The sequence below is a fragment of the Pandoraea sp. LA3 genome (genome assembly GCF_022696215.1).
In the GTDB taxonomy this organism is placed as follows: Bacteria; Pseudomonadota; Gammaproteobacteria; order Burkholderiales; family Burkholderiaceae; genus Pandoraea; species Pandoraea capi.
The window spans coordinates 59,602-78,828 of sequence record NZ_PTPY01000020.1 but is presented as its reverse complement, the minus strand read 5'-3'; the positions used below and the strand labels follow the sequence as shown (position 1 = coordinate 78,828).

At 59.2% G+C, this 19,227-nt stretch carries 20 protein-coding genes; 10 read left to right on the top strand and 10 right to left on the bottom strand.

What is annotated here, in order from left to right:
- The first annotated feature begins 14 nt into the window (after nucleotides 1-14).
- Nucleotides 15-1,535, top strand: coding sequence for a conjugal transfer protein TraG N-terminal domain-containing protein (locus C5N93_RS03770; protein WP_242558325.1), 1,521 nt, complete (start codon nucleotides 15-17; stop codon nucleotides 1,533-1,535).
- Nucleotides 1,536-1,546: 11 nt separating this feature from the next.
- Here C5N93_RS03770 and C5N93_RS03765 read toward each other — a convergent pair whose 3' ends face one another.
- The 3 genes from C5N93_RS03765 to C5N93_RS03755 form a co-directional block, all read right to left on the bottom strand.
- Nucleotides 1,547-1,912, bottom strand: coding sequence for a DUF3742 family protein (locus C5N93_RS03765; RefSeq protein WP_029044456.1), 366 nt, complete (start codon nucleotides 1,910-1,912; stop codon nucleotides 1,547-1,549).
- 84 nt (nucleotides 1,913-1,996) lie between these two features.
- Nucleotides 1,997-2,629: an RES family NAD+ phosphorylase gene (locus tag C5N93_RS03760; RefSeq protein WP_242558324.1), complete on the bottom strand. Its 633-nt coding sequence runs from the start codon at nucleotides 2,627-2,629 to the stop codon at nucleotides 1,997-1,999.
- Nucleotides 2,630-2,641: 12 nt separating this feature from the next.
- Nucleotides 2,642-3,268, bottom strand: a complete 627-nt coding sequence (locus C5N93_RS03755; protein WP_242558323.1) for an integrase — start codon at nucleotides 3,266-3,268, stop codon at nucleotides 2,642-2,644.
- 315 nt (nucleotides 3,269-3,583) lie between these two features.
- On the opposite strand from C5N93_RS03755, the gene mobH reads away from it, so the two are divergent.
- On the top strand, nucleotides 3,584-5,392 hold the full coding sequence (gene mobH, locus C5N93_RS03750; RefSeq protein WP_242558322.1) for a MobH family relaxase: 1,809 nt from the start codon (nucleotides 3,584-3,586) through the stop codon (nucleotides 5,390-5,392).
- Nucleotides 5,393-5,626: 234 nt separating this feature from the next.
- Nucleotides 5,627-6,550: an AraC family transcriptional regulator gene (locus tag C5N93_RS03745; protein WP_242558321.1), complete on the top strand. Its 924-nt coding sequence runs from the start codon at nucleotides 5,627-5,629 to the stop codon at nucleotides 6,548-6,550.
- A 119-nt stretch (nucleotides 6,551-6,669) separates the two neighbouring features.
- Here C5N93_RS03745 and C5N93_RS03740 read toward each other — a convergent pair whose 3' ends face one another.
- Nucleotides 6,670-7,569 carry a LysR family transcriptional regulator gene (locus C5N93_RS03740; protein WP_242558320.1) on the bottom strand — a complete coding sequence of 300 codons (900 nt, stop codon included), beginning with the start codon at nucleotides 7,567-7,569 and terminating at the stop codon, nucleotides 6,670-6,672.
- Between the two features lie 134 nt (nucleotides 7,570-7,703).
- Between C5N93_RS03740 and C5N93_RS03735 the strand changes: the two genes are divergently transcribed.
- From C5N93_RS03735 to C5N93_RS03715, 5 genes are all read left to right on the top strand, one after another.
- On the top strand, nucleotides 7,704-8,441 hold the full coding sequence (locus C5N93_RS03735) for an SDR family oxidoreductase (RefSeq protein ID WP_242558319.1): 738 nt from the start codon (nucleotides 7,704-7,706) through the stop codon (nucleotides 8,439-8,441).
- Nucleotides 8,442-8,495: 54 nt separating this feature from the next.
- The gene (locus C5N93_RS03730; RefSeq protein ID WP_242558318.1) at nucleotides 8,496-9,392 is read left to right on the top strand and encodes an SDR family oxidoreductase; all 897 of its coding nucleotides are present in this window, start codon (nucleotides 8,496-8,498) and stop codon (nucleotides 9,390-9,392) included.
- Nucleotides 9,393-9,489: 97 nt separating this feature from the next.
- Nucleotides 9,490-9,981, top strand: coding sequence for a DUF1097 domain-containing protein (locus tag C5N93_RS03725; protein WP_242558317.1), 492 nt, complete (start codon nucleotides 9,490-9,492; stop codon nucleotides 9,979-9,981).
- Between the two features lie 255 nt (nucleotides 9,982-10,236).
- Complete coding sequence (locus C5N93_RS03720) at nucleotides 10,237-10,866, top strand: LysE family translocator (protein WP_242558316.1); 630 nt, start codon at nucleotides 10,237-10,239, stop codon at nucleotides 10,864-10,866.
- A 114-nt stretch (nucleotides 10,867-10,980) separates the two neighbouring features.
- Nucleotides 10,981-11,418 carry a hypothetical protein gene (locus tag C5N93_RS03715; protein ID WP_242558315.1) on the top strand — a complete coding sequence of 146 codons (438 nt, stop codon included), beginning with the start codon at nucleotides 10,981-10,983 and terminating at the stop codon, nucleotides 11,416-11,418.
- An 80-nt stretch (nucleotides 11,419-11,498) separates the two neighbouring features.
- Here C5N93_RS03715 and C5N93_RS03710 read toward each other — a convergent pair whose 3' ends face one another.
- From C5N93_RS03710 to C5N93_RS03690, 5 genes are all read right to left on the bottom strand, one after another.
- Nucleotides 11,499-12,479: an aldo/keto reductase gene (locus C5N93_RS03710; RefSeq protein ID WP_242558314.1), complete on the bottom strand. Its 981-nt coding sequence runs from the start codon at nucleotides 12,477-12,479 to the stop codon at nucleotides 11,499-11,501.
- Nucleotides 12,480-12,746: 267 nt separating this feature from the next.
- A complete protein-coding gene (locus tag C5N93_RS03705) occupies nucleotides 12,747-13,880 on the bottom strand; it encodes an NADH:flavin oxidoreductase/NADH oxidase (protein ID WP_242558313.1) in 1,134 nt (377 codons plus the stop codon).
- 39 nt (nucleotides 13,881-13,919) lie between these two features.
- Entirely contained in the window at nucleotides 13,920-14,267 is a 348-nt protein-coding gene (locus C5N93_RS03700) for a putative quinol monooxygenase (RefSeq protein WP_242558312.1), read from the bottom strand.
- 121 nt (nucleotides 14,268-14,388) lie between these two features.
- The gene (locus C5N93_RS03695; RefSeq protein WP_242558311.1) at nucleotides 14,389-14,853 is read right to left on the bottom strand and encodes a putative quinol monooxygenase; all 465 of its coding nucleotides are present in this window, start codon (nucleotides 14,851-14,853) and stop codon (nucleotides 14,389-14,391) included.
- Between the two features lie 101 nt (nucleotides 14,854-14,954).
- Entirely contained in the window at nucleotides 14,955-15,746 is a 792-nt protein-coding gene (locus C5N93_RS03690; protein WP_242558310.1) for a glucose 1-dehydrogenase, read from the bottom strand.
- 123 nt (nucleotides 15,747-15,869) lie between these two features.
- Here C5N93_RS03690 and C5N93_RS03685 point away from each other — a divergent pair, with 123 nt between their 5' ends.
- Entirely contained in the window at nucleotides 15,870-16,751 is an 882-nt protein-coding gene (locus C5N93_RS03685; RefSeq protein ID WP_242558309.1) for a LysR family transcriptional regulator, read from the top strand.
- A gap of 114 nt (nucleotides 16,752-16,865) precedes the next feature.
- A complete protein-coding gene (locus C5N93_RS03680) occupies nucleotides 16,866-17,786 on the top strand; it encodes a LysR family transcriptional regulator (protein ID WP_242558308.1) in 921 nt (306 codons plus the stop codon).
- A 163-nt stretch (nucleotides 17,787-17,949) separates the two neighbouring features.
- On the opposite strand, the gene C5N93_RS03675 is transcribed toward C5N93_RS03680, so the two are convergent.
- The gene (locus C5N93_RS03675) at nucleotides 17,950-18,927 is read right to left on the bottom strand and encodes a nitronate monooxygenase (RefSeq protein ID WP_242558307.1); all 978 of its coding nucleotides are present in this window, start codon (nucleotides 18,925-18,927) and stop codon (nucleotides 17,950-17,952) included.
- Nucleotides 18,928-19,227: the final 300 nt, after the last annotated feature.

Genomic DNA, 19,227 nt, shown 5'->3' with positions numbered 1-19,227 from the left:
GGGAGATCCGAGCCATGACGCTTTTCACGACCGACTACCTGGAGTACTACCTCACCCTCGTGTCCTGGATCGTCAACAACGGCATCTGGGCGGTACTGGTATCCAGCGGGGTATTCGCACTGCCCTTCGTGGCGATCATCGTGCAGGAATGGCTCAAGGCCCGTGCGGAGGGTGCTGACGAAGGCAATAAGGGCGTGCTCTCGGCCGCACGCATTGAGAACCGGGTGTTCGTCGCCATCGTGGTCGTGATGTTCGCCGGCATCCCCTTCATCGACGTGGACCTCAACACCATTCAGTACGACAGCTCGCGCTCGGCTCAATGCCAGGTCAGCGTGCCGCAGCCCACGGATACCGGCTGGTCCCAGTCCTTCAGCACCATCAACAACCAGAGTGCCAAGGTGCCGGTCTGGTGGGCCTTCATGCACGCGCTCTCGCGCGCCGTCACCAGTGCCTCGGTGGCAGCGATCCCGTGCGGAACAGACCTGCGACAGATGCGCATGGAGATCGACGCTACCCGCATCAACGACCCGGTGCTGGCTCAGGAAGTGGCCGATTTCACACACGACTGCTACGGGCCTGCACGCGCTAAATTGTTCATGGCGCGACCGGAGCTGGACGAAGCTCAAATGAACGACGTGACCTGGATCGGTTCGAGGTTTTTCACGAACACCGGCGGCTACTACGACAGCTACCGCTCCAGCACGGCGCGCGAGTCATGGCCCTATGACGACACTCGCGACGCAGGGCTTGCGCAGGTGGCCAGTGGCGGCGGCTACCCGACTTGCAGGCAGTGGTGGGCCGATGGCAGCAACGGCCTGCGAGCACGGCTGCTGAGCCAGGTGGCCCCCAGCCTATTGAATCGCTTGGCGGGCTGGGCCGGGTTCCTGAGCCGTACCGAGGTGGACGATTCGGTGGTCCGTACCATCGCCTCACCGCGACAGCAGAAGCTCAACCAGGGTTCGGTCTATACCGACTACGGCGGCCAGATCGACAAGACCCTGCCGAACATCGTGACGCGGGCCACGGGGGACGTAGGAATGGCGGTCGGGGCACTTGCCGCATTTCCCGCCATGGACGTGGTGCGCCAGGCGCTGCCCATGGTGCTTGCCTTGCTCAAGATGGCGCTGGTCATCTGCATCCCGCTCGTGCTGGTCGTCGGCACCTATGACCTGAAGACGGTCGTCACCGTCAGCGTCGTGCAGTTCGCGCTGTTCTTCACCGATTTCTGGTTCCAACTCGCACGCTGGATCGACAGCACCATTCTCGATGCGCTCTATGGGTGGGGCTTCGGCTGGAACCGGCCGCACACTAACTTCGATCCGCTGGTGGGGTTGAACAATGCCTTTGGCGACCTGCTCCTGATGTTCGTCATGGGCACGATGTTCTTGGTCTTGCCGGGTTTTTGGCTTGCGAGCCTTACTTGGGTTGGGATTCGGGCCGGACACGTCATCCAAGGGCTTTCGGATGGCAGCAAGAGTGCCGGCCAAGCAGGCGGTAAGGGCGCTGGGGCCCTCACCGGAGGTAAGCTGAAGTAACGCGGCGCCGGTCAGTCGTCGGTGTACAACTCGTGCGACGTATCGTTGTATAGGTTGGGATCGTAGCCCGGCGTCTTGCGCAGTTCGGTGAGGTCGGTGAAAGGCCACTCGTCTTCATCCGGGGTATTGGCAGCAGCCGCCCATCCCGCCACCACGACTCCCAACAACACGAGTGCGAACCAGAAGGCGACGTAGAGCAGCGCGCCCAGCACAGCCAGCTTGACCGCCCACAGCAGCACTGTGGCACCAACCAAAGGCACCCCTTTGGCCATCAACCAATTCGATACCCGCCGTTCGCCACGCGCATAGGCACGCCATCCACGGCCAAATGCGCGGCCGATACGTTCTGCGGTGCTGGTGCGAGTTGTGGTGTTCATGGTCGTCTCCTGCTACTGAGGGATGTCTATTCCAGGGTGCTCCACTTCATTCCGTTTCAGGCTTCAATGTGTTTTCTCGCTGCTTCAGGACGCTTCGTCATCCGGTTCCACCGGGCCCGGGTCGAGTTCCACGCCGATGCGGTAGGTGGCAACGAAACGCGGCCAATCCACATGGTCAACCAGATCGATGTCCTCGATGACGCTGACCTTCGCTCCCGCACGCTCGAACAGGGCGATGCTCTTGGCGGGATAGTTGTTGCGCGACGGATAGAGCACTCCGTCAAACAGAGGTTGGCCGTCGTCGCCGACCAGCGCATGCACCTGAGCGGACACCTGCTGCGTGTGCGTGTAGTCGCGGCTGGCCAACTGCTCCAGGTTCAGGCCAAAGTAGCCCGCCATGACGCCCGGTGCCGTGAGATCGGCCAGAAGCACGTCGGCCACCACCCCTACAGCGCGCACCATCCTGCCCTGGACTTCTTTCAATGCGATCGAGCGCTTCGCGTCATCAAGCCACTGATGCTTGTGAAACACTGACTCCATCAGCGCCGTGGGCAGGTCGCGCCCCAGATAGAGCACGCCGTAGACCCGCGCCGGGTCATCGTAGCGATTGGTGCTGCTGCGTCCATAGTACAGCGGGCTGCCCCGATAGGCGATGCGGCTCACATGCTGGAGCAGTTCACCGGCATCGATCAGGAACGGAGGCAGCTCGTGGCTCATGGCGGTCTCGCTTCAATGCACCTGAACGCCCAGCACGTTGAACACGGCCTCGGCCACGTCGTCGATCGTGCCATGCGTCACCGCATCCACCGGCGAGCGACCGCCCAGGCCTTCGAGCGGTTCGGACAGCGCGCGGTAGATCGTCCAGTGGTCGATGCCATCGACCTCCTGGAGCACGGTCTGCGTCAACTGCTGCTTCACCGGGTCGAGTTGCCAGTCGGGCAGTTTCTGGCCGCGCGGCCCCACGTTCAGCGCCAGCAGCCGACGGGCAACGATGTCCTTGTAAATCTGCGCGCGCGACTTATCCGCCAATTTAGCGAACTCGGGGATCGGCAGATTGTGCGGCTGGCCGAAGGCTTCCAGCAACACGGCGCGGCCACGCTGGATGTCAGTTTCGCCAGGTGCCCAGCGCGTCTCGGCGCGCAGCGCCGCCGTCTTGCGCTTCAAGGCCTGCTCCACCGTTTCGCCTTCGAGGCTAGCAGGCAGTTTTACCGCCTCCACGCGCTCGTGAATGAACGCCTGCAACTCGGCCGCGAAAGCCGGTGCATCCCGGATTTCAACGGTACCCGCGAAACGACGCACATCCTCCACGGTGACGCGCGGCAGACGGTTGGCAATGAATTCAATGGCGGTGGGCATGGTCATCTCCCAGGTAGGTTTGAGACAGGATTCACTCTAGTCTCATTTGTCTCGTTTGTCAACTTAGTCTCCCAGATGGGAGCCAACCTGCCAGGGGTAGCGTCCCCGCAGCATAGGCCGAGGCCAGCGCCGGGTCTCCCTCCAATCCATTCATGCGGGTTCCACATTGAAGCTGGAGCCACAACCTTGGCCCCGCTATACCGAAACGGTTAAAGGCCAAAGGCCGAAACGACAAGGGAATGGGGTGCAAGGGGAAAGGCCCTACCTCGAAAAGGCCAAAAGGCCTCCCGGTCGGCTCGCCACCAGGACACCCGCATGCTTTCTCTATTCCAGCGAAAACGGCCCCCGGTCGCTGCCCCTCCGTCGCCAGCGCCCCCCACCGACCTCCCGAAAGGGCGACTGCGGCCCGAGACGGCCGCCTCGCTACTGGCAACACCACGCCGGCAGAAGCTGCTGGAACACATCTGGCAGCGCACGTCGCTGTCGCGCAAGCAGTTCGCCACCCTCTATGGCGCACCGCTGGAGCGCTACGCCGAGCTGGTCCAGCAGTTTCCCGCATCGGAGGCCCATCACCACGCATACCCCGGTGGCATGCTGGACCACGGCCTGGAGATCGTTGCCTACGCCCTCAAGCTGCGTCAGTCGCACCTCCTGCCGGCCGGCAGCACCCCCGAGGACCAGGCGGCGCAATCTGAAGCCTGGACCGCCGCCGTGGCTTACGCGGCACTGCTGCACGACATCGGTAAGCTCGCTGTCGATCTGCACGTCGAACTGGCCGACGGCAGCACCTGGCACCCCTGGCACGGCCCCCTGCGCCAGCCGTACCGCTTCCGCTACCGCGAGGACCGCGAGTACCGGCTGCACAGTGCCGCAACAGGCCTGCTATATCGCCAACTGTTGGACGCCCAGCTTCTGGACTGGCTCAGTCGCTACCCCGCCCTGTGGGCGCCGCTGCTCTACGTATTGGCTGGGCAGTACGAGCATGCCGGCATGCTGGGCGAGCTTGTCGTACAGGCTGATCGTGCTTCGGTGGCGCAGGAACTGGGTGGCGACCCGGCCCGCGCCATGGCCGCACCCAAGCACGCACTGCAGCGCAAGCTGCTGGACGGGTTGCGCTACCTGCTCAAGGAAGAGTTGAAGCTGAACCAGCCGGAAGCCTCCGATGGCTGGCTCACCGAGGATTCCTTATGGCTGGTAAGCAAGACGGTCTCGGATAAGCTCCGTGCGCATCTACTGTCCCAAGGCATCGACGGCATCCCCGCGAACAACACCGCCGTGTTCAACGTGCTTCAGGATCACGGCATGCTGCAGACTACATCGGACGGCAAAGCGATCTGGCGCGCCACCGTGACCAGCGCCACCGGCTGGTCCCATTCGTTCACTCTGTTACGTCTCACCCCCGCCTTGATCTGGGACGCGACCGAGCGGCCTACGCCATTCAGCGGCACGATCCAGGTGGACACCGTTACTGCGACGGCGCCACAGATAGAGATAACAGGCGAGTTTGCATCAGGAGGTAGCGCTGAGATGCCAGCACCCGCCGCTCCGGCTCAATCCATAACGGCACCGACTGCTGACGGCGTCGATGTGCTGCTTGGGTTGCTAGGCCCTGACATGCAGCCCATTACGGAAAGGTTTGAATCTGCGCCAGTTGCATTAACTGGGGATGCGACGCAGCAAATTATTGTTCCGGAGCAGAAGGTCACTGTTCCGAACAAAGCCCAAGTGTCTGGCGAGCACTTCATGGATTGGCTCAAGAAAGCCATCTCAAGCCGCAAACTCATCATCAACGACGCACGTGCGCTGGTGCATACCGTGGACGGCACGGCCTTTCTAGTCAGTCCTGGCCTGTTTCAGCGGTATGCCCAGGAATATCCGCAGGTTGCCAGCCTGGCAGGGCTGGAGAACGCGGCCGACTGGCAGTGGGTTCAGAAACAGTTCGAACGGTTGCATCTGCATCGCAAGCAGGCGAGCGGCCTCAACATCTGGACGTGCGATGTGACCGGCCCGCGCAAGGCGCGCCGCTTGCACGGCTACCTCTTGAATGCCCCTTCGGGGCTGTTTGAGGAAATCCCGCCAGACAACCCATACCTGTCGGTACAGGTTCGTTCCTCGGCTATCTGACCCGCTTTCAGAGCTCCATCAGTGAAAGCTTCGAGGCGGCACGGAAGCATCTCCGCCCGAGGAGTAGCGAGTCGACCGCTGGTCCGCGCACACAAAATTCTCGATCCGAAGCCTTGAATGTAACTCCATGATCCTCCGAGAATTAAGTACTATTCTCCGAATTTGTAGACTTCTTGGAGCATGGATAGCCAGTATTGTGTAAATTGTGATGGCACATTCCTAGACTAAAATAGTATGGATCTACTAGATCATAAAACGCCGCTGACCTCCCGGGAGACCATCACCAGTGAGCTTGCCTCGATCGTGGAGCGCTTCTCGCCCATCGATGGCGAGCATCGCGTTGCGATCCCATCTCTGACGTTCTGGCGCTTCTCCGCACCGTCGAAGGAAGAGTCAGCCTTCAGCAAAGTGGCACTTATCTTCGCCGCGCAAGGAGCAAAGACTGTTACTGCGGGCGATATGAGTTACGACTACGACTCTGAACGGTGTTTGGTCACATCGATTGATATCCCGATCATCGGGCGAGTGACCAAAGCGAGCCGCGAAAAACCTTACCTGTGCTTCTCCTTTGAGATTGACATGGAAAAGGTCGCACATCTGGTTGCCACTCGTGAACTGCCGCCTCCCGATGAGACCCCGCTCGGGCTCGGCATCAGCGTAGGGGATCTATCGCTGGATTTGCTGGATGCCGCATACCGGCTGGCTAGGCTCCTTGACACGCCTAAGCACATCCCAGTACTGGCGCCATTGATCGAGCAGGAAATCATTTATCGGCTGCTGATGAGCAGTCAGGGGATGCGCCTGCGTCACGCTTTAGTGGCCGACAGTCGCGCTTTCAAAGTGGCCAAGGCTGTCGAGTGGATTAAGGCTCACTTCGATGTACCTATGAGGATCGACGATCTGGCAGAGCACGTAAACATGAGCGTTTCCTCATTGCATCAACATTTCAAAGAAGCGACGGCACTGAGTCCTCTGCAATATCAGAAACGGTTGCGACTCTTCGAAGCGCGCCGTCTTATGCTTAAGCGCGCAAGCGATGTGGGGGTCGTTGCTTCGATGGTGGGCTATGACAACCAGTCGCAGTTCCATCGTGAATATAAGAGGCTGTTCGGTGCGCCCCCTATGCAGGATGCGATGAGACTTCGAGCGGAGTCTTGAAACATGTCGCGCCAACGTGCCAATTAGTCTACGACTTCTCCATGGCGAACTCTCGCGGGCGCTGGACTGGTCGACTACATGTGAGGCGTCCACAGATAGCACCACGTAGAGACAAGCACTCAGCGGGATGCGCCACGTATCTTAAACTCATTGCTTGCCCAGTCGAGAAACACTCGTACCCGTGGCGACAATTGCCGGTTGCGCGGATAGACGAGCGACACAGGCGCCGACGGCGGTGGGCGTTCGCGCAGCACGGGGACGAGGCTACCGCGCTTGAGGTCTTCATCGATATGGAAGCGCGGCATCTGCGCTAGACCGAAACCAAGCCGTGTTCCGGCCAGATAGCTTTCCGGTCCTGTCACCGATAGTGTGGCCGGTAGCGTGATGCTCTCGTGCGCCTCGCCGCCGGTGAATTCGAGCGGCATCAAGTTGCCACTCGAAATCAGGCGAATGCCCACCATACGATGCCCGGAGAGGGAGGCGACATCGGTCGGCGTGCCGAACTTCTTCAGATAGCCGGGCGTGGCGCAGGTCACACGTTCCAGCATCGCCACCTGCCGCGCGACGAGATCGCTGTCCGGCAGCCTGCCGTAGCGCAGCGCGCAATCCATGCCTTCCTGCACCAGATCGATCCAGCGGTCGCTTTCGCTCATCGAGAGTTCGATGTCCGGATAGTGCTCGAAAAACGCTGGTAAGCCGGGCATGAGAAAGTGGCGGGCGAGAGTACCCTGTACTTCGACACGCAACTGCCCCTTGGGTTGCGCGCCAAGAAAGGCTCCTTCCGCGTCCTCCAAGTCGTCCAGGATGCGGACGCATCGCTGGTGAAAAGCCTCACCGTCAAGCGTTGGACGCACCACGCGTGTGGTCCTCTGTAGCAGCCGCGCACCCAGCCTAGCCTCCATCTCGGCGACTACTTTCGTTGCTGTCGAGCGAGGGATTTCCAAGTCGTTTGCCGCCAACGTGAAGCTGCGCCGCTCCACGATGCGCACAAAGAGCCTTAGTGCATCCAAACGATCCATGACATGTTCCCCAGATTGCCTATTGTTCGTCCTCAAGAAATAGTGATGTGCACTTTACACCGATTATCTCTAGCCAGGGAGATTGCATAGTTCTTCTAACGCCGCGATCCCCGCGGTCTGAAAGGAGAACTTCCATGACTACCCAAGAGAAAATTGCCCTAGTGACGGGCGCTTCGCGTGGCATCGGTGCGGCCATTGCCCGACGTCTGGCCGCGGATGGCTTCACCGTCGTTGTCAACTACGCCGGCAATGCGACCGAGGCCGAACAAGTGGTCGCCGATATCGAGAAGTCCGGCGGACGCGCGATCAGTGCCCAGGCCGATGTCAGCGATGCGGCCGCCGTGTCGCGCCTGTTCGACGGTGCCGAAGCGGCCTACGGCGGCATCGACGTTCTCGTCAATAACGCCGGCATCATGAAGCTCGCGCCGCTTGCCGATAGCGACGACGCGTTGTTCGATAGCCAAGTCGCCGTCAACCTGAAAGGCACCTTCAACACGTTGCGCCTCGCATCGCGCCGCCTGCGCGATGGCGGCCGGATCATCAACTTCTCCACCAGCGTAATCGGGTTGAGGCTGGAGAACTATGGCGTCTATGCCGCGACCAAGGCTGCAGTGGAGACGCTGACCGCCATCCTGTCGAAGGAGCTGCGCGGCCGTTCGATTACGGTCAACGCCGTGGCGCCTGGTCCGACCGCGACCGATCTGTTCCTTCACGGCAAGTCCCCTGAATTGATCGAGCGCATGTCGAAGATGAACCCGCTGGAACGCTTGGGTACGCCGGATGACATCGCACATGCGGTGGCCTTCCTGGCCAGTCCGGCCGGCGGCTGGATCAACGGCCAGGTTCTGCGCGCCAACGGCGGGATGGTCTGACCGCGGGCTCCCCCGCCGCCCGAATCCGCAGTCTTTCCCATCAGGAGAAGTTTCATGAGCAAGATCATCCTCATCACCGGCGCTTCCAGTGGCTTCGGCCGCCTGACTGCCGAGGCACTGGCCCGCGCCGGCCACACCGTCTACGCCTCGATGCGCAACACCGCCGGCCGCAACGCCGCAGTCGTCGAACAGATGGCCGCCTTCTCGCAGGACAACGGCGTGGACCTGCGCACGGTCGAACTGGACGTGCAATCACAGGACTCGGCTGATGCCGCCGTGGCGCGCATCATCGCCGAGGCCGGCCGCATCGACGTGCTGATGCACAACGCCGGACACATGGTGTTCGGTCCAGCCGAAGCCTTCACGCCCGAACAGTACGCGCAACTCTATGACGTCAACGTGCTGAGCACGCAGCGCGTCAACCGCGCCGTGCTGCCCCATCTGCGCCGCCAGCGCGAGGGGTTGCTGGTGTGGGTGTCCAGCAGCAGTTCGGCCGGCGGCACGCCGCCGTATCTGGCGCCATACTTCGGCGCCAAGGCGGCGATGGATGCGATTGCCGTGCAGTACGCGCGCGAACTGTCGCGTTGGGGCATCGAGACCTCGATCATCGTGCCCGGCGCCTTCACCAGCGGCACCAACCATTTCGCCCATACCGGCACGCCGGCCGATGCCGCGCGCGTGGCCGAGTACGAGGCCGGTCCATACGCAGGCTTCGGCGAACAGGTGCAGAAGGCCTTTGCCGAGATCGTGCCGGCGGATGCCGATGCGGGCCTGGTGGCCGAAGCAATCGTCAAGGTCGTCGATGCGCCGTTCGGCAAGCGTCCGTTCCGCGTGCACATCGATCCGACCCAGGACGGCGCAGACGTCGGCTTCACCGTGCTGGACCGCGTGCGTGCCGAGATGTTGCACCGGGTAGGACTCTCCGACCTGCTCAAGCCGCGGACCAATTGAACGATCCAACCCCGAATGAGTCGCCGATCGCTGTTTCCTTCCTTGGGTGCGCGACCGGTGACTTGCCCAATTAAACCCTAATATCTTGGAGCATCCCATGAGCCACGCTCGCCAATCTCCCACTTCTTTCATCGTCACAACTCTCGTTGCCGCTGTCACGGCCGCCGTCGCGGCAGCAAGTAGTGCGGCACTTTCGCTGCCCGTCTGGGCCATGTTCATCGGCTGGATTGCATTCTTCACGCGCGGTATGAATACGCGAAGCGCCTTTGAAAATCTCGCTTGCGTCGGACTGGGCCTGACGATTGGTGCGATTGCGGCATTCAGCCTGCCGCACGTGGGATCTATCCTTGGGCCACGCTTGGCACTGCCTGTCGTAGTGTTTGTCGTCGCACTGCTCGTGGTTGCCATGCGCGGCATGCCAATCCTAAACAATCTGCTGGGCTACTTCCTCGGCCTGGTCGCGTGGTTCGCCGCACACCTGGAACCGTCCGCCGAAAGCCTGGCGCATCTCCTGGGCGCTAGCACGATCGGCTCGGCGGCGGGATGGGTCTCGCACTACGTGCCAGCCAGAATCGTGAAGCCGTCCTAATGGCGGCGGCCACCGTGAAAATATTCGGTATACCTTCGGCAAGCGGTCGCTTCGCTTGCACATCGATCCTGCTTAGGACGGTGCGGACTCTGGCTTCGCGCTATTGGGCCTCGTCCGCTCATAGAACTGCATCGGATCGGACTGTCCGCCCAGTTCAAGCCGCGCGTCATTACGTAATAGGCCATAAACCACTCCACCTCAAAAGTGGGCGTGGCTGACGATCGGTATCGAAAACCCCTGCTTTGGAGCGCAGCTATGCCATCCGTCGACACGTTGTTGCCCTTTGCCGGCATCTCGCTACTGCTGGCGCTCACGCCGGGGCCAGACAATCTCTTCGTCCTCGTCCAATCCGCCCGCTACGGTGTGCGCTCCGGTCTTGCCACCGTATTGGGCCTATGTACCGGCCTGATGGCCCACACTGCTCTAGTGGCCGCGGGACTTGGCGCCGTTCTGACGGCCTCGCTCACGGCCTTCACCATTCTCAAGGCCCTCGGTGCAGCGTATCTGGCCTTCCTCGCGTGGCAAGCGTTTCGGGCACCAGTAGGCGTCACAGAGACATCGAAGCTGGAAACGCACTCCACAAGGCAATCGTATGCCAAGGGTGTCGCCATGAACCTGAGCAATCCTAAGGTGATCGTGTTTTTTCTGGCCTTTCTGCCGCAGTTCGTTACCCCCGAGCGGGGCCAAGTCGCGCTGCAAATTGCCGTGCTGGGGCTGGTTTTTGCGGTTGCAGCCCTCGTGGTCTTCGCTGGCATCGCTTGGACAGCCGGCGCAGTTGGTCAGACGTTCATCCGCTCGACTAGCCTGCAGCGCTGTTTGAACTGGTTCGCGGGAACAGTATTCCTAGCACTGGCAGTTAAGCTCGCCGTGACATCGCGTCGCTGAAGCCCCATAAGACGTTCAATCATGATGCGCCGCTCTCTCTCGATCTTGTTTTCCTTGCTCACGGTCGGGTGTGCGCTGTCCGTGGCACCGTGCCACACCACCCAGGTCGCCTCCATGATGAAGCCCTCCGTCACCTACTTGCACCTCTTGCGTCATACCCCGTTCTTCACGTCGCTCAACACATCGCAATTACGCTGGACAATCGATCATTCGCGCGAATGGGAGACCGCCCCAGGAACAGTCATCGCATCCGGACCAGGAGATTCTGCGATGACCGATGACTCGATCTGGATATTGCTCGACGGACGCTGGCAGTTGGAGGAGAACGGCCACTCGCACCCGGCCGGCCATGCCGATCCAGGAAAGTGGTTCAGTGCGAACGAAGCCAGCGGCACTTGGCGACTAGTCACGACTGAACACAGCTACGTTATGCGGATCACCCGCGAGGACATGGACATTATGTTGGCAAAGAACTTCACATTCGACTCGCATCTGCGCGATGGCAAGGCCTACTACAGGATGTTGTTCGGGCCGGTAGCACCCCACCCATAGATCCCAGCAGCCATAGGCCGCACAGCAGCCAGATGGCTGAATTCATGTCCTCAGCTAGCTGTCTCGTCCTCGCTCGCAAATTACCTGATCACCGTAATGCCGCTGACTTCATGAGGTGTATATGGAGCCTCCAAGTCCTTGATCTCTTCATCGGTCAGTTTCACCGACAGCGCGGCGACGGCATCCACTAGGTGTTGCGCGCGGGTGGCGCCGATGATCGGTCCCGTGACACCCGGTTTCTGGAGTAGCCAGGCGAGCGCGACCTGAGCTCGAGGAATTCCGCGCGCCTGCGCGATTGCTCCGACTCTCTCAACGATCTGAGCGTCGCTTTCGACGTAGAGTGATCGTCCGATCTTGTCGGTCTCCAGTCGACTGGTGGTCTCATCCCATGCCCGAGTGAGACGACCGCGCGCCAAGGGACTCCATGGGATTACCGCCAGCTCCTGATCGCGGCAGAACGGCAGCATTTCGCGCTCCTCCTCGCGGTACAACAGGTTCAGGTGATTCTGCATGCTGACGAAGGGCGTCCATCCATTGAGGCGAGAAGTGTAGACTGCCTTGGCAAATTGCCATGTCGCCATGGAAGACGCCCCAATGTATCGAGCTTTACCTGCTTTCACCACATCGTGCAGGGCCTCCAGCGTTTCTTCGATCGGTGTATCGAAATCCCAGCGATGGATCTGGTACAGATCCACGTAATCAGTGCCCAGCCGTCGCAGGCTGTTGTCGATTTCCGCGAAGATCGCCTTACGTGACAGTCCGGCACCGTTCGGGCCAGCGTGCATGCGCATGAACACCTTCGTTGCCAATACGATCTCGTCGCGCCGAGCGTAGTCCTTGATCGCTCGGCCAATGATTTCCTCCGACGTACCATCGGAGTAGGCATTCGCCGTATCCAGAAAATTTATGCCAGCCTCCAGCGCTTGTTTAATGATCTCCCGGCTGGCGGCTTCGTCCAGTGTCCAGGCGTGATCGCCGCGCGAAGCATCGCCAAAGCTCATGCAGCCGAGCACCAAGCGCGACACATCCATTCCCGTCCTGCCGAATTTCACGTACTCCATATCTGTATCCTTAAAGATGTGTGGCGCCTTAGATGACTAGTCAGGCCGCGCCTGGACGCCAGGGGTTGATCAAGCGCAGTTCCCGAAAGGAGCGCGCGAAAAGTGCTCAAAGACCTCACGCATCAGATCGGCCGAGTGGACATGATCCGTTCCTGGACGAATGCGGTGTCCGTCTAGGAACGTTTCATGCAATCGACGGGGACGGCAACGCAGCCACGATACTTCGCAAGGTAGTACTCGTCTCGGCCGTAGTGCGCATGCCGTTGTTCACGACCGCCCACTGAATGTCTGGATCTGTACCGACCGCCCCTGAAGCCACCAGGCAACCTGTGTGGGCCACGAGGCGAATGGGGCTTTGGGGTCAACAGTGCCAAGTTCGGCTTCGGCATGTAGAGCGAAGTTCGGATCGGCCAGCGCCTCTCGGCCGATCGCGACAAGATCTGCCTGGCCGCTTTCCACGATAGCTTCCGCTTGACGACCATTGATGATCAGACCGACCGCAGCGGTGCCGATGCCTGCTTCGCTGCGCACCTTCTGAGCGTAGGGAACCTGGTAGCCATAGCTCGACGGGTACTCGTAGCGCGGGGCGATACCTCCCGACGAGCAGTCGACGATGTCTACGCTGAGCGCTTTGAGACGACGGGCAAAGACTATCGTATCCTCGATAGACATGCCCTCACGTAGGCCATCGACGGCAGAGACCCGCACGAAGAGCGGCTTATCCTCCGGCCAGATCGCCCGCACTGCCTGTACGACCTCCAAGGGAAAACGCATTCTGCCTTCGAGATCGCCGCCGTACTCATCCTTTCGGTCGTTGGTCACAGGCGACAGAAAGCTGTTGAGCAGGTAGCCGTGCGCGCAATGCACCTCGATCACATCGAAGCCGGCTGCGTCGGCACGTCGCGCCGCGTCGACGAAAGCCTGTTTAACCTCGGCCAGTGTCGCGTTTGTCAAAGCCGTAGGCTTTAACCAGCCATCGGCATACGGCTTGTTGGAGGCAGAGACCACAGGCCACGGTTGCTCGCCGCGCTGGAAGTCGCTGTCATCGAGGGCGCCGTTGCCTTGCCAAGGCCGCTGGCTGGCCGCCTTCGGTCCGGCATGCGCGATCTGGATGCCTGCCACGGCGCCGTACATCTTGAGCGCCTCCGCAATGCGCCGCAGGCCGGGGATGTGATCGTCCGACCAGAGGCCGAGATCGCCATGGGTGATACGGCCCTCGGGAACGACCGCCGTCGCTTCGACCATGATCAGGCCAAAGCCGCCCATAGCGAATCGCCCGAGATTGATGAGGTGATGATCGTTAACATAGCCCCCCTGCGCCGAGTATTGGCACATCGGAGAAACGACCAAACGGTTGCGCAGTGTCACGTCGCGCAGCGCAACAGGTTCGAAGAGCTTCACTTTTCCGATCCTTTTTAATTGGGTTTTAAGTTGCGTCGGTTATCCGGCGATATTGGTGACCATTGCGCAACGGCGCAGATCCATTTCACCTTCCAGCACTTCGGGAAGTGCCGCGACGAATGCCTTCATGTAGGGCTGCTCGAAATGCAACGTCAGATCAGCTTCTGCCTTCCAGTTTTCGTAGAGCACCCAGACATCCGGATCGTCATTCGAGCGATGCAGGTCGTAATTGATGTTGCCAGCCTCGGCGCGCGAGGGTTCGACCAGGGTGCCGAGACGGCGTCCCAGTTCGTCACCGAGACCGGGCTTGGCTCGAATGAATGCGATGAGCGTGAGTTGTACGCCGTATGTCGGCACCGGTGTGGCGCGCGTGGATTGTGCGGTCATGATCTTCTTCCGAATCAGTAGAATTACGCTGCGTGCCTCCAAGTAGCGGCATCCTGCAGCCTTTAGTCAGGGCAGCGCGCGTGGGTGTATCCAGCTTCCCGGGTGCGCTCGTCTCCTGAGCTCAACGGCATTCGGCGACAGAGGTGGGGTCCGTCGTCGCGGGCGCTGGGCGCGGCGCCGGGGCGAGGTCGGCGACGAAGTGCAGGCCGCCCGCTCCTTCCGTGAGCGGACGCGCCAGGTTCCGCTCGAACATCGCAAAGAGTGCCTTGGTATAGGGACGCTCGAAGTGGCTATCCAAAGCCTCCTTGTTGCGCCAGATCTCGTAGAGAACATAGCTACGCTCGGCGCCGAGGACCTTGTGGACATTGAAAGTCACGTTGCCAGGTTCCAGGCGGGAGCAAGTGACTGAACGCTGGAAAACCTTCTCGAACTCGGCTTCGGCGCCCGGCTTCACGTCGAAGTTGACGACGAGAGCAACTTCGCCGGTAGGCCCTGCCTTGATATCAAGGGCCAACGCGCTTTGCGACGAAATGATTGCCGTTGCGGCGACGAAAGCGCCAAGGATGTACTTCTTGAAGTGATTCATCAGATTCTCCTAAAAGGTTTGAGTATTCAGCGGCTTATCCCGGCACGGGATGACGTTGTAATCGGGATGGACACGCCGGATGTCTGGCAGGTCGTCTTCGATCAGGCAATCGAATATCCGGCGTCGACCAGCAGGCCGTGGCCCGACACGAACGACGCATCATCGGAAGCAAGGAACGCCACCACGGTCGCTACCTCTTCCGGCAAGCCTGCCCGACCGGGAACGGTCGAGGCCGCGAAAGCGTCCTTCGCTTCAGTGCTCGGCCAGATGCGGTCCTGGAACGGCGTGTCGATGATTCCGGGATTAACGGCGTTGACGCGCACGCCTTGCTTGAACAATTCGATCGATGCGGTCTTGGTCAGCCCCAGTACTGCATGCTTGCTGGCGATGTAGAGACCAGCGTTGGCAAAGCCAATCACGCCGCCCATCGACGCGTTGTTGATGATGGTGCCGCCGCCTTGCGCCAGCATGGCCTTCGCCTCGTGCTTCATCGACCAGAAGACGCCACGGACGTTGGCATTGAAGATCGTGTCGTAGACCTCGTTCGACTGCTCCACGAACGGCGTGAACTCGCCTTCGGTACCAGCATTGTTGAAAGCGACGTCGATCCGGCCATAGGTCGAGATCGTCGTGGTGACTAGATCGATCACGTCCTGCTCGATGTTGATGTCGGCAACAGCGGCCGTCGCTTCACCGCCTTCGTTCCGGATCTCGGCCGCGAGCGCTTCGATTTCAGGACGACGTCGCGCACTGACGACCACTTTGGCGCCACGGCGAGCGAGCTCGATGGCAGTAGCTCGGCCGATACCGGAGCTTGCGCCGGTGATCAACGCGACCTTCCCGGAAAGCGTCCGGGGCGAGACTTTAATGCTCATTTTTTTCTCCAGATTCAAATGGTTAGACCGTAAAGAAGCGAGATATAGGGTTCCTGCTCATTTCTTTGACGGTATTCTGGAGCGTTTGATTGATATGATAAAGTAGCCAATATTTGTTACGATGATGAATGAGGCTCACCAATGGAGAACGCAGAACTCGCCGAGTTGGCCGTATTTGCGTCAGTCGCAAGGCACCTGAGCTTCCGCCAAGCAGCTACGGAACGAGGGACGTCCGCTTCGGCGGTAAGTCATTCGATACGCAGCCTTGAGGGCCGCGTGGGTGTGCGTCTTTTTCATCGCACCACGCGCAGCGTGTCTCTGACGGAAGCAGGCGAAGCGCTGCATGCCCGGTTGCAGCCAGCACTAGCTGACATGCGGAGCGCCTTGGATGGGTTGAACTCGTTCCGTGCCACACCGTTCGGCACTATCAGGTTAAATGTTCCAAACTCGATCGCGCCCTATGTGTTGGGTGACGCAATGGAACTCTTGGCCGCCAACTCTGGGCTGAAGTTGGAAATCGTTGCCACCGACGCATTAGTCGATATCGTGCAGGAAGGTTTTGATGCAGGTATTCGCTTCGGTGAGCGCCTGTCGCAGGACATGATCGCGGTGCGAATCAAGCCAAAGTTTCGATTTACCGTAGTCGGTTCACCAAGCTACTTCGAGAGGAAGCCACCTCCCATGGCACCTCACGATCTGCATGACCACGATTGCATTCGATATGCTTTTCCGAGCGGGACTACCTTTAATTGGGAGTTCGCCAAGGAGGGCGAGATAGTGAAGGTCGAGGTCGCTGGTCCCCTGACGGTCGATAGCCAGGAGTTGATGGCGGATGCGGCGGCAAGGGGGCTGGGCCTCGCATACATATGGGAGGATCGCGCCGCACCGTATCTGCACGATGGCCGACTGCGCCGCTGCCTCGAAGACTGGTGCACCATCGACGAAAGCGTGTTTCTCTATTTCCCCAGCCGCAAACATCAATCAGCGGGGCTTAGAGCGTTGGTTGAGATCATGAAGGCGTGAGGAAAAAACCGGAATGCAGGAGTCGATACCGCGAGATGGACCAGTTCAAGCAATCTAATGGAATCGGGTGCCGCAGATCACCTTGTTTTGCTCTAGAAAAAAAGCGAGAGACGGATGGAATTTATTCAATTAATGCGTGTGTTCTCGAAATTGGCAGAGCTCGGAAGTTTCACAAAGGTCTCCGATGCGATGGAAATTGGTCGCCCTCAAGTGACGGTGGCGATTCAAGAGCTTGAAAATAAGCTCGGCGTCCGACTTTTCCAGAGAACGACAAGAAAGGTCAGCCTCACCCAAGAAGGCGAGAGCTTTTACCAACGAGCCGAAGAGATTCTTCGGAGCGTATCAGAGATTTCGACGATGTTCGGTACTTCCGGCGCCCCGCCCACAGGCAGGGTACGCTTAAATATATCTGCCGCACTCGCACAGCAGAAGTTCATAGATTTATTAATGCAATTTCACAAAATTCACCCTGGTATTGAGCTCATTCTGGGGGTCACTGACCGTGCGGTCGATTTGATTTCAGAAGGGGTGGACTGTGCATTGAGAATCGGCGAACTACGAGACTCCAGCATGGTGGCGCGGAGGATCGGCAACGCGGTAATGGTGACTTGCGCGTCGCCAAGCTATCTTGCGGAGTTCGGAAACCCTAGCTCAATCGAGGATCTTCCGAGCCATCGAAGCGTAAGTTTCGTATCTGGCATGAGCAACCGCCCATTGCCATGGAACTTCAGTATTAACGGAGAAGATCGTACCTATACCGGCCGCGGAAGCATAAGCGCCAACGAGTCGAAAGCGTATATTCGGTGTGGTTTAGCGGGATTCGGCATTATCCAAGCCCCCGGCATAGCCGTCGATGAACATCTTGCCAGCGGTGCACTAGTTGCGATTCTTGAGGATATTAAACCGGCGCCCCGCCCTATATCGCTTATCTATCCGACACGCAGCCATTTAGCACCTCACATTCAAATTTTCTTCAACTGGTTAGTGGAGAGATTTGCGAGCATCGACGATACTTGGATAGAAAGTCAAACTTAGCCGCTCGATACCCTTAGACTTGTCTTAACTTCCCAAGCTCCTTTGCCCCGCCTCCTAGCGAGTGCGTTAGAAGACGGGGTGAAAATTGGTAGCGAAAGCTAATTTCGCAATTCCAGTAATGAGGAACGTCAGATCGGATAATTCACCCTAAGAGGCGAATGAGTTATACGGCCAGCTCATCCACCACTTCGGCAACAGTCTTGATGCGACGAATGTTTCCAATACCTGTTCCGAGCGAAATATAGCCGTCGTCAGTATTGCCTTCCAGCATACCAATTCGCAAACCACGCAGCCCGCCCATCAGCTTGCCAAGCTCTTCGTTGCTGGCGCCCGCTTTATCCAACTCTACTAATTTATGCGCCAGTTTTCCGGGCAGGGATCGGTAGTAATCAGGCATTGTGCGGAAGAGAAGCAAATCAAGCCCGTTGGAAGAGACAATCTTGTCCTTTACAGATTGAGGAACGCGGCTTTCCACGGTGCCAATAAACGCGGAACCCACGGAAACTCCACTGGCACCCAAGGCGTGCGCTGCCCGAGCCGTGCGCTTGTCGGAGATCCCACCGGCGGCCAAGACGGGTACATCTCTTGCCGCATCGACGATCAGTGGAACAATAGAGAAGGTGCCAAGGGCCGTGCCAGGCAGAGTACCTCCTTCGTCAAAACCAGTAGCGACAATAATATCAGCACCAGCATTCTCGGCGAGTCGAGTGTTTTCCGGCGTAGGGTTAAGGTCGCGGTAGATGATTTTGATCCCGGCCTCCTTTAATTCGTCAAACAATTTTGGAATTACCGCTCCTTCACCGTAGCCGGTATATAGGGTCGCTTTGACACCCTCTTCCTTCATCACTTTCAGGATATGCGGAGTCCAAATGTCGTTCCCCGGCGTCGGGATCAAGTTAACGCCAAACGGCTTATCTGTGAGCGATTTTGTTTTTCTGATTTCGTCGCGCATCTTTTCGGCGGTCTCATCCGGTGTCGATACTGCGGTCTCGGCAGTTAAGCCTGCATTGGGGCCGAGGACTCCCAGGCCACCAGCATTGCCAACAGCCGCGACTAGACGCGCGTCAGTCAACCATGAGAGAGGAGCCTGAATAACCGGCTTTTCGATTCCGAGAATTTTACAGATGCGATTGATATGCATGGCGACGCTCCAGTGTGGATTCAGTAAAAGCAAAAAAATTGGGCGCTTCGGATGATCGATGAGCCTTGAACGAGAGGCTACGCCAAGTGAAGACGGAAAAAATTAGCCCGTCGGATAAAACACTATTATTGATTTTCTTAACAAGCGACTTCTCGATATCCCAGACGATCTTTCTTCTATCGACTGAACATGCTTGGGGCGCAAGCGGCTCTGATCCGTCTTCAGTAAGTCATTTATGAAAAAATGAATCTAGATAGGAGAATCTCTGCCGAGAAGTGCCCAGCACGTTAGCACGCTCAA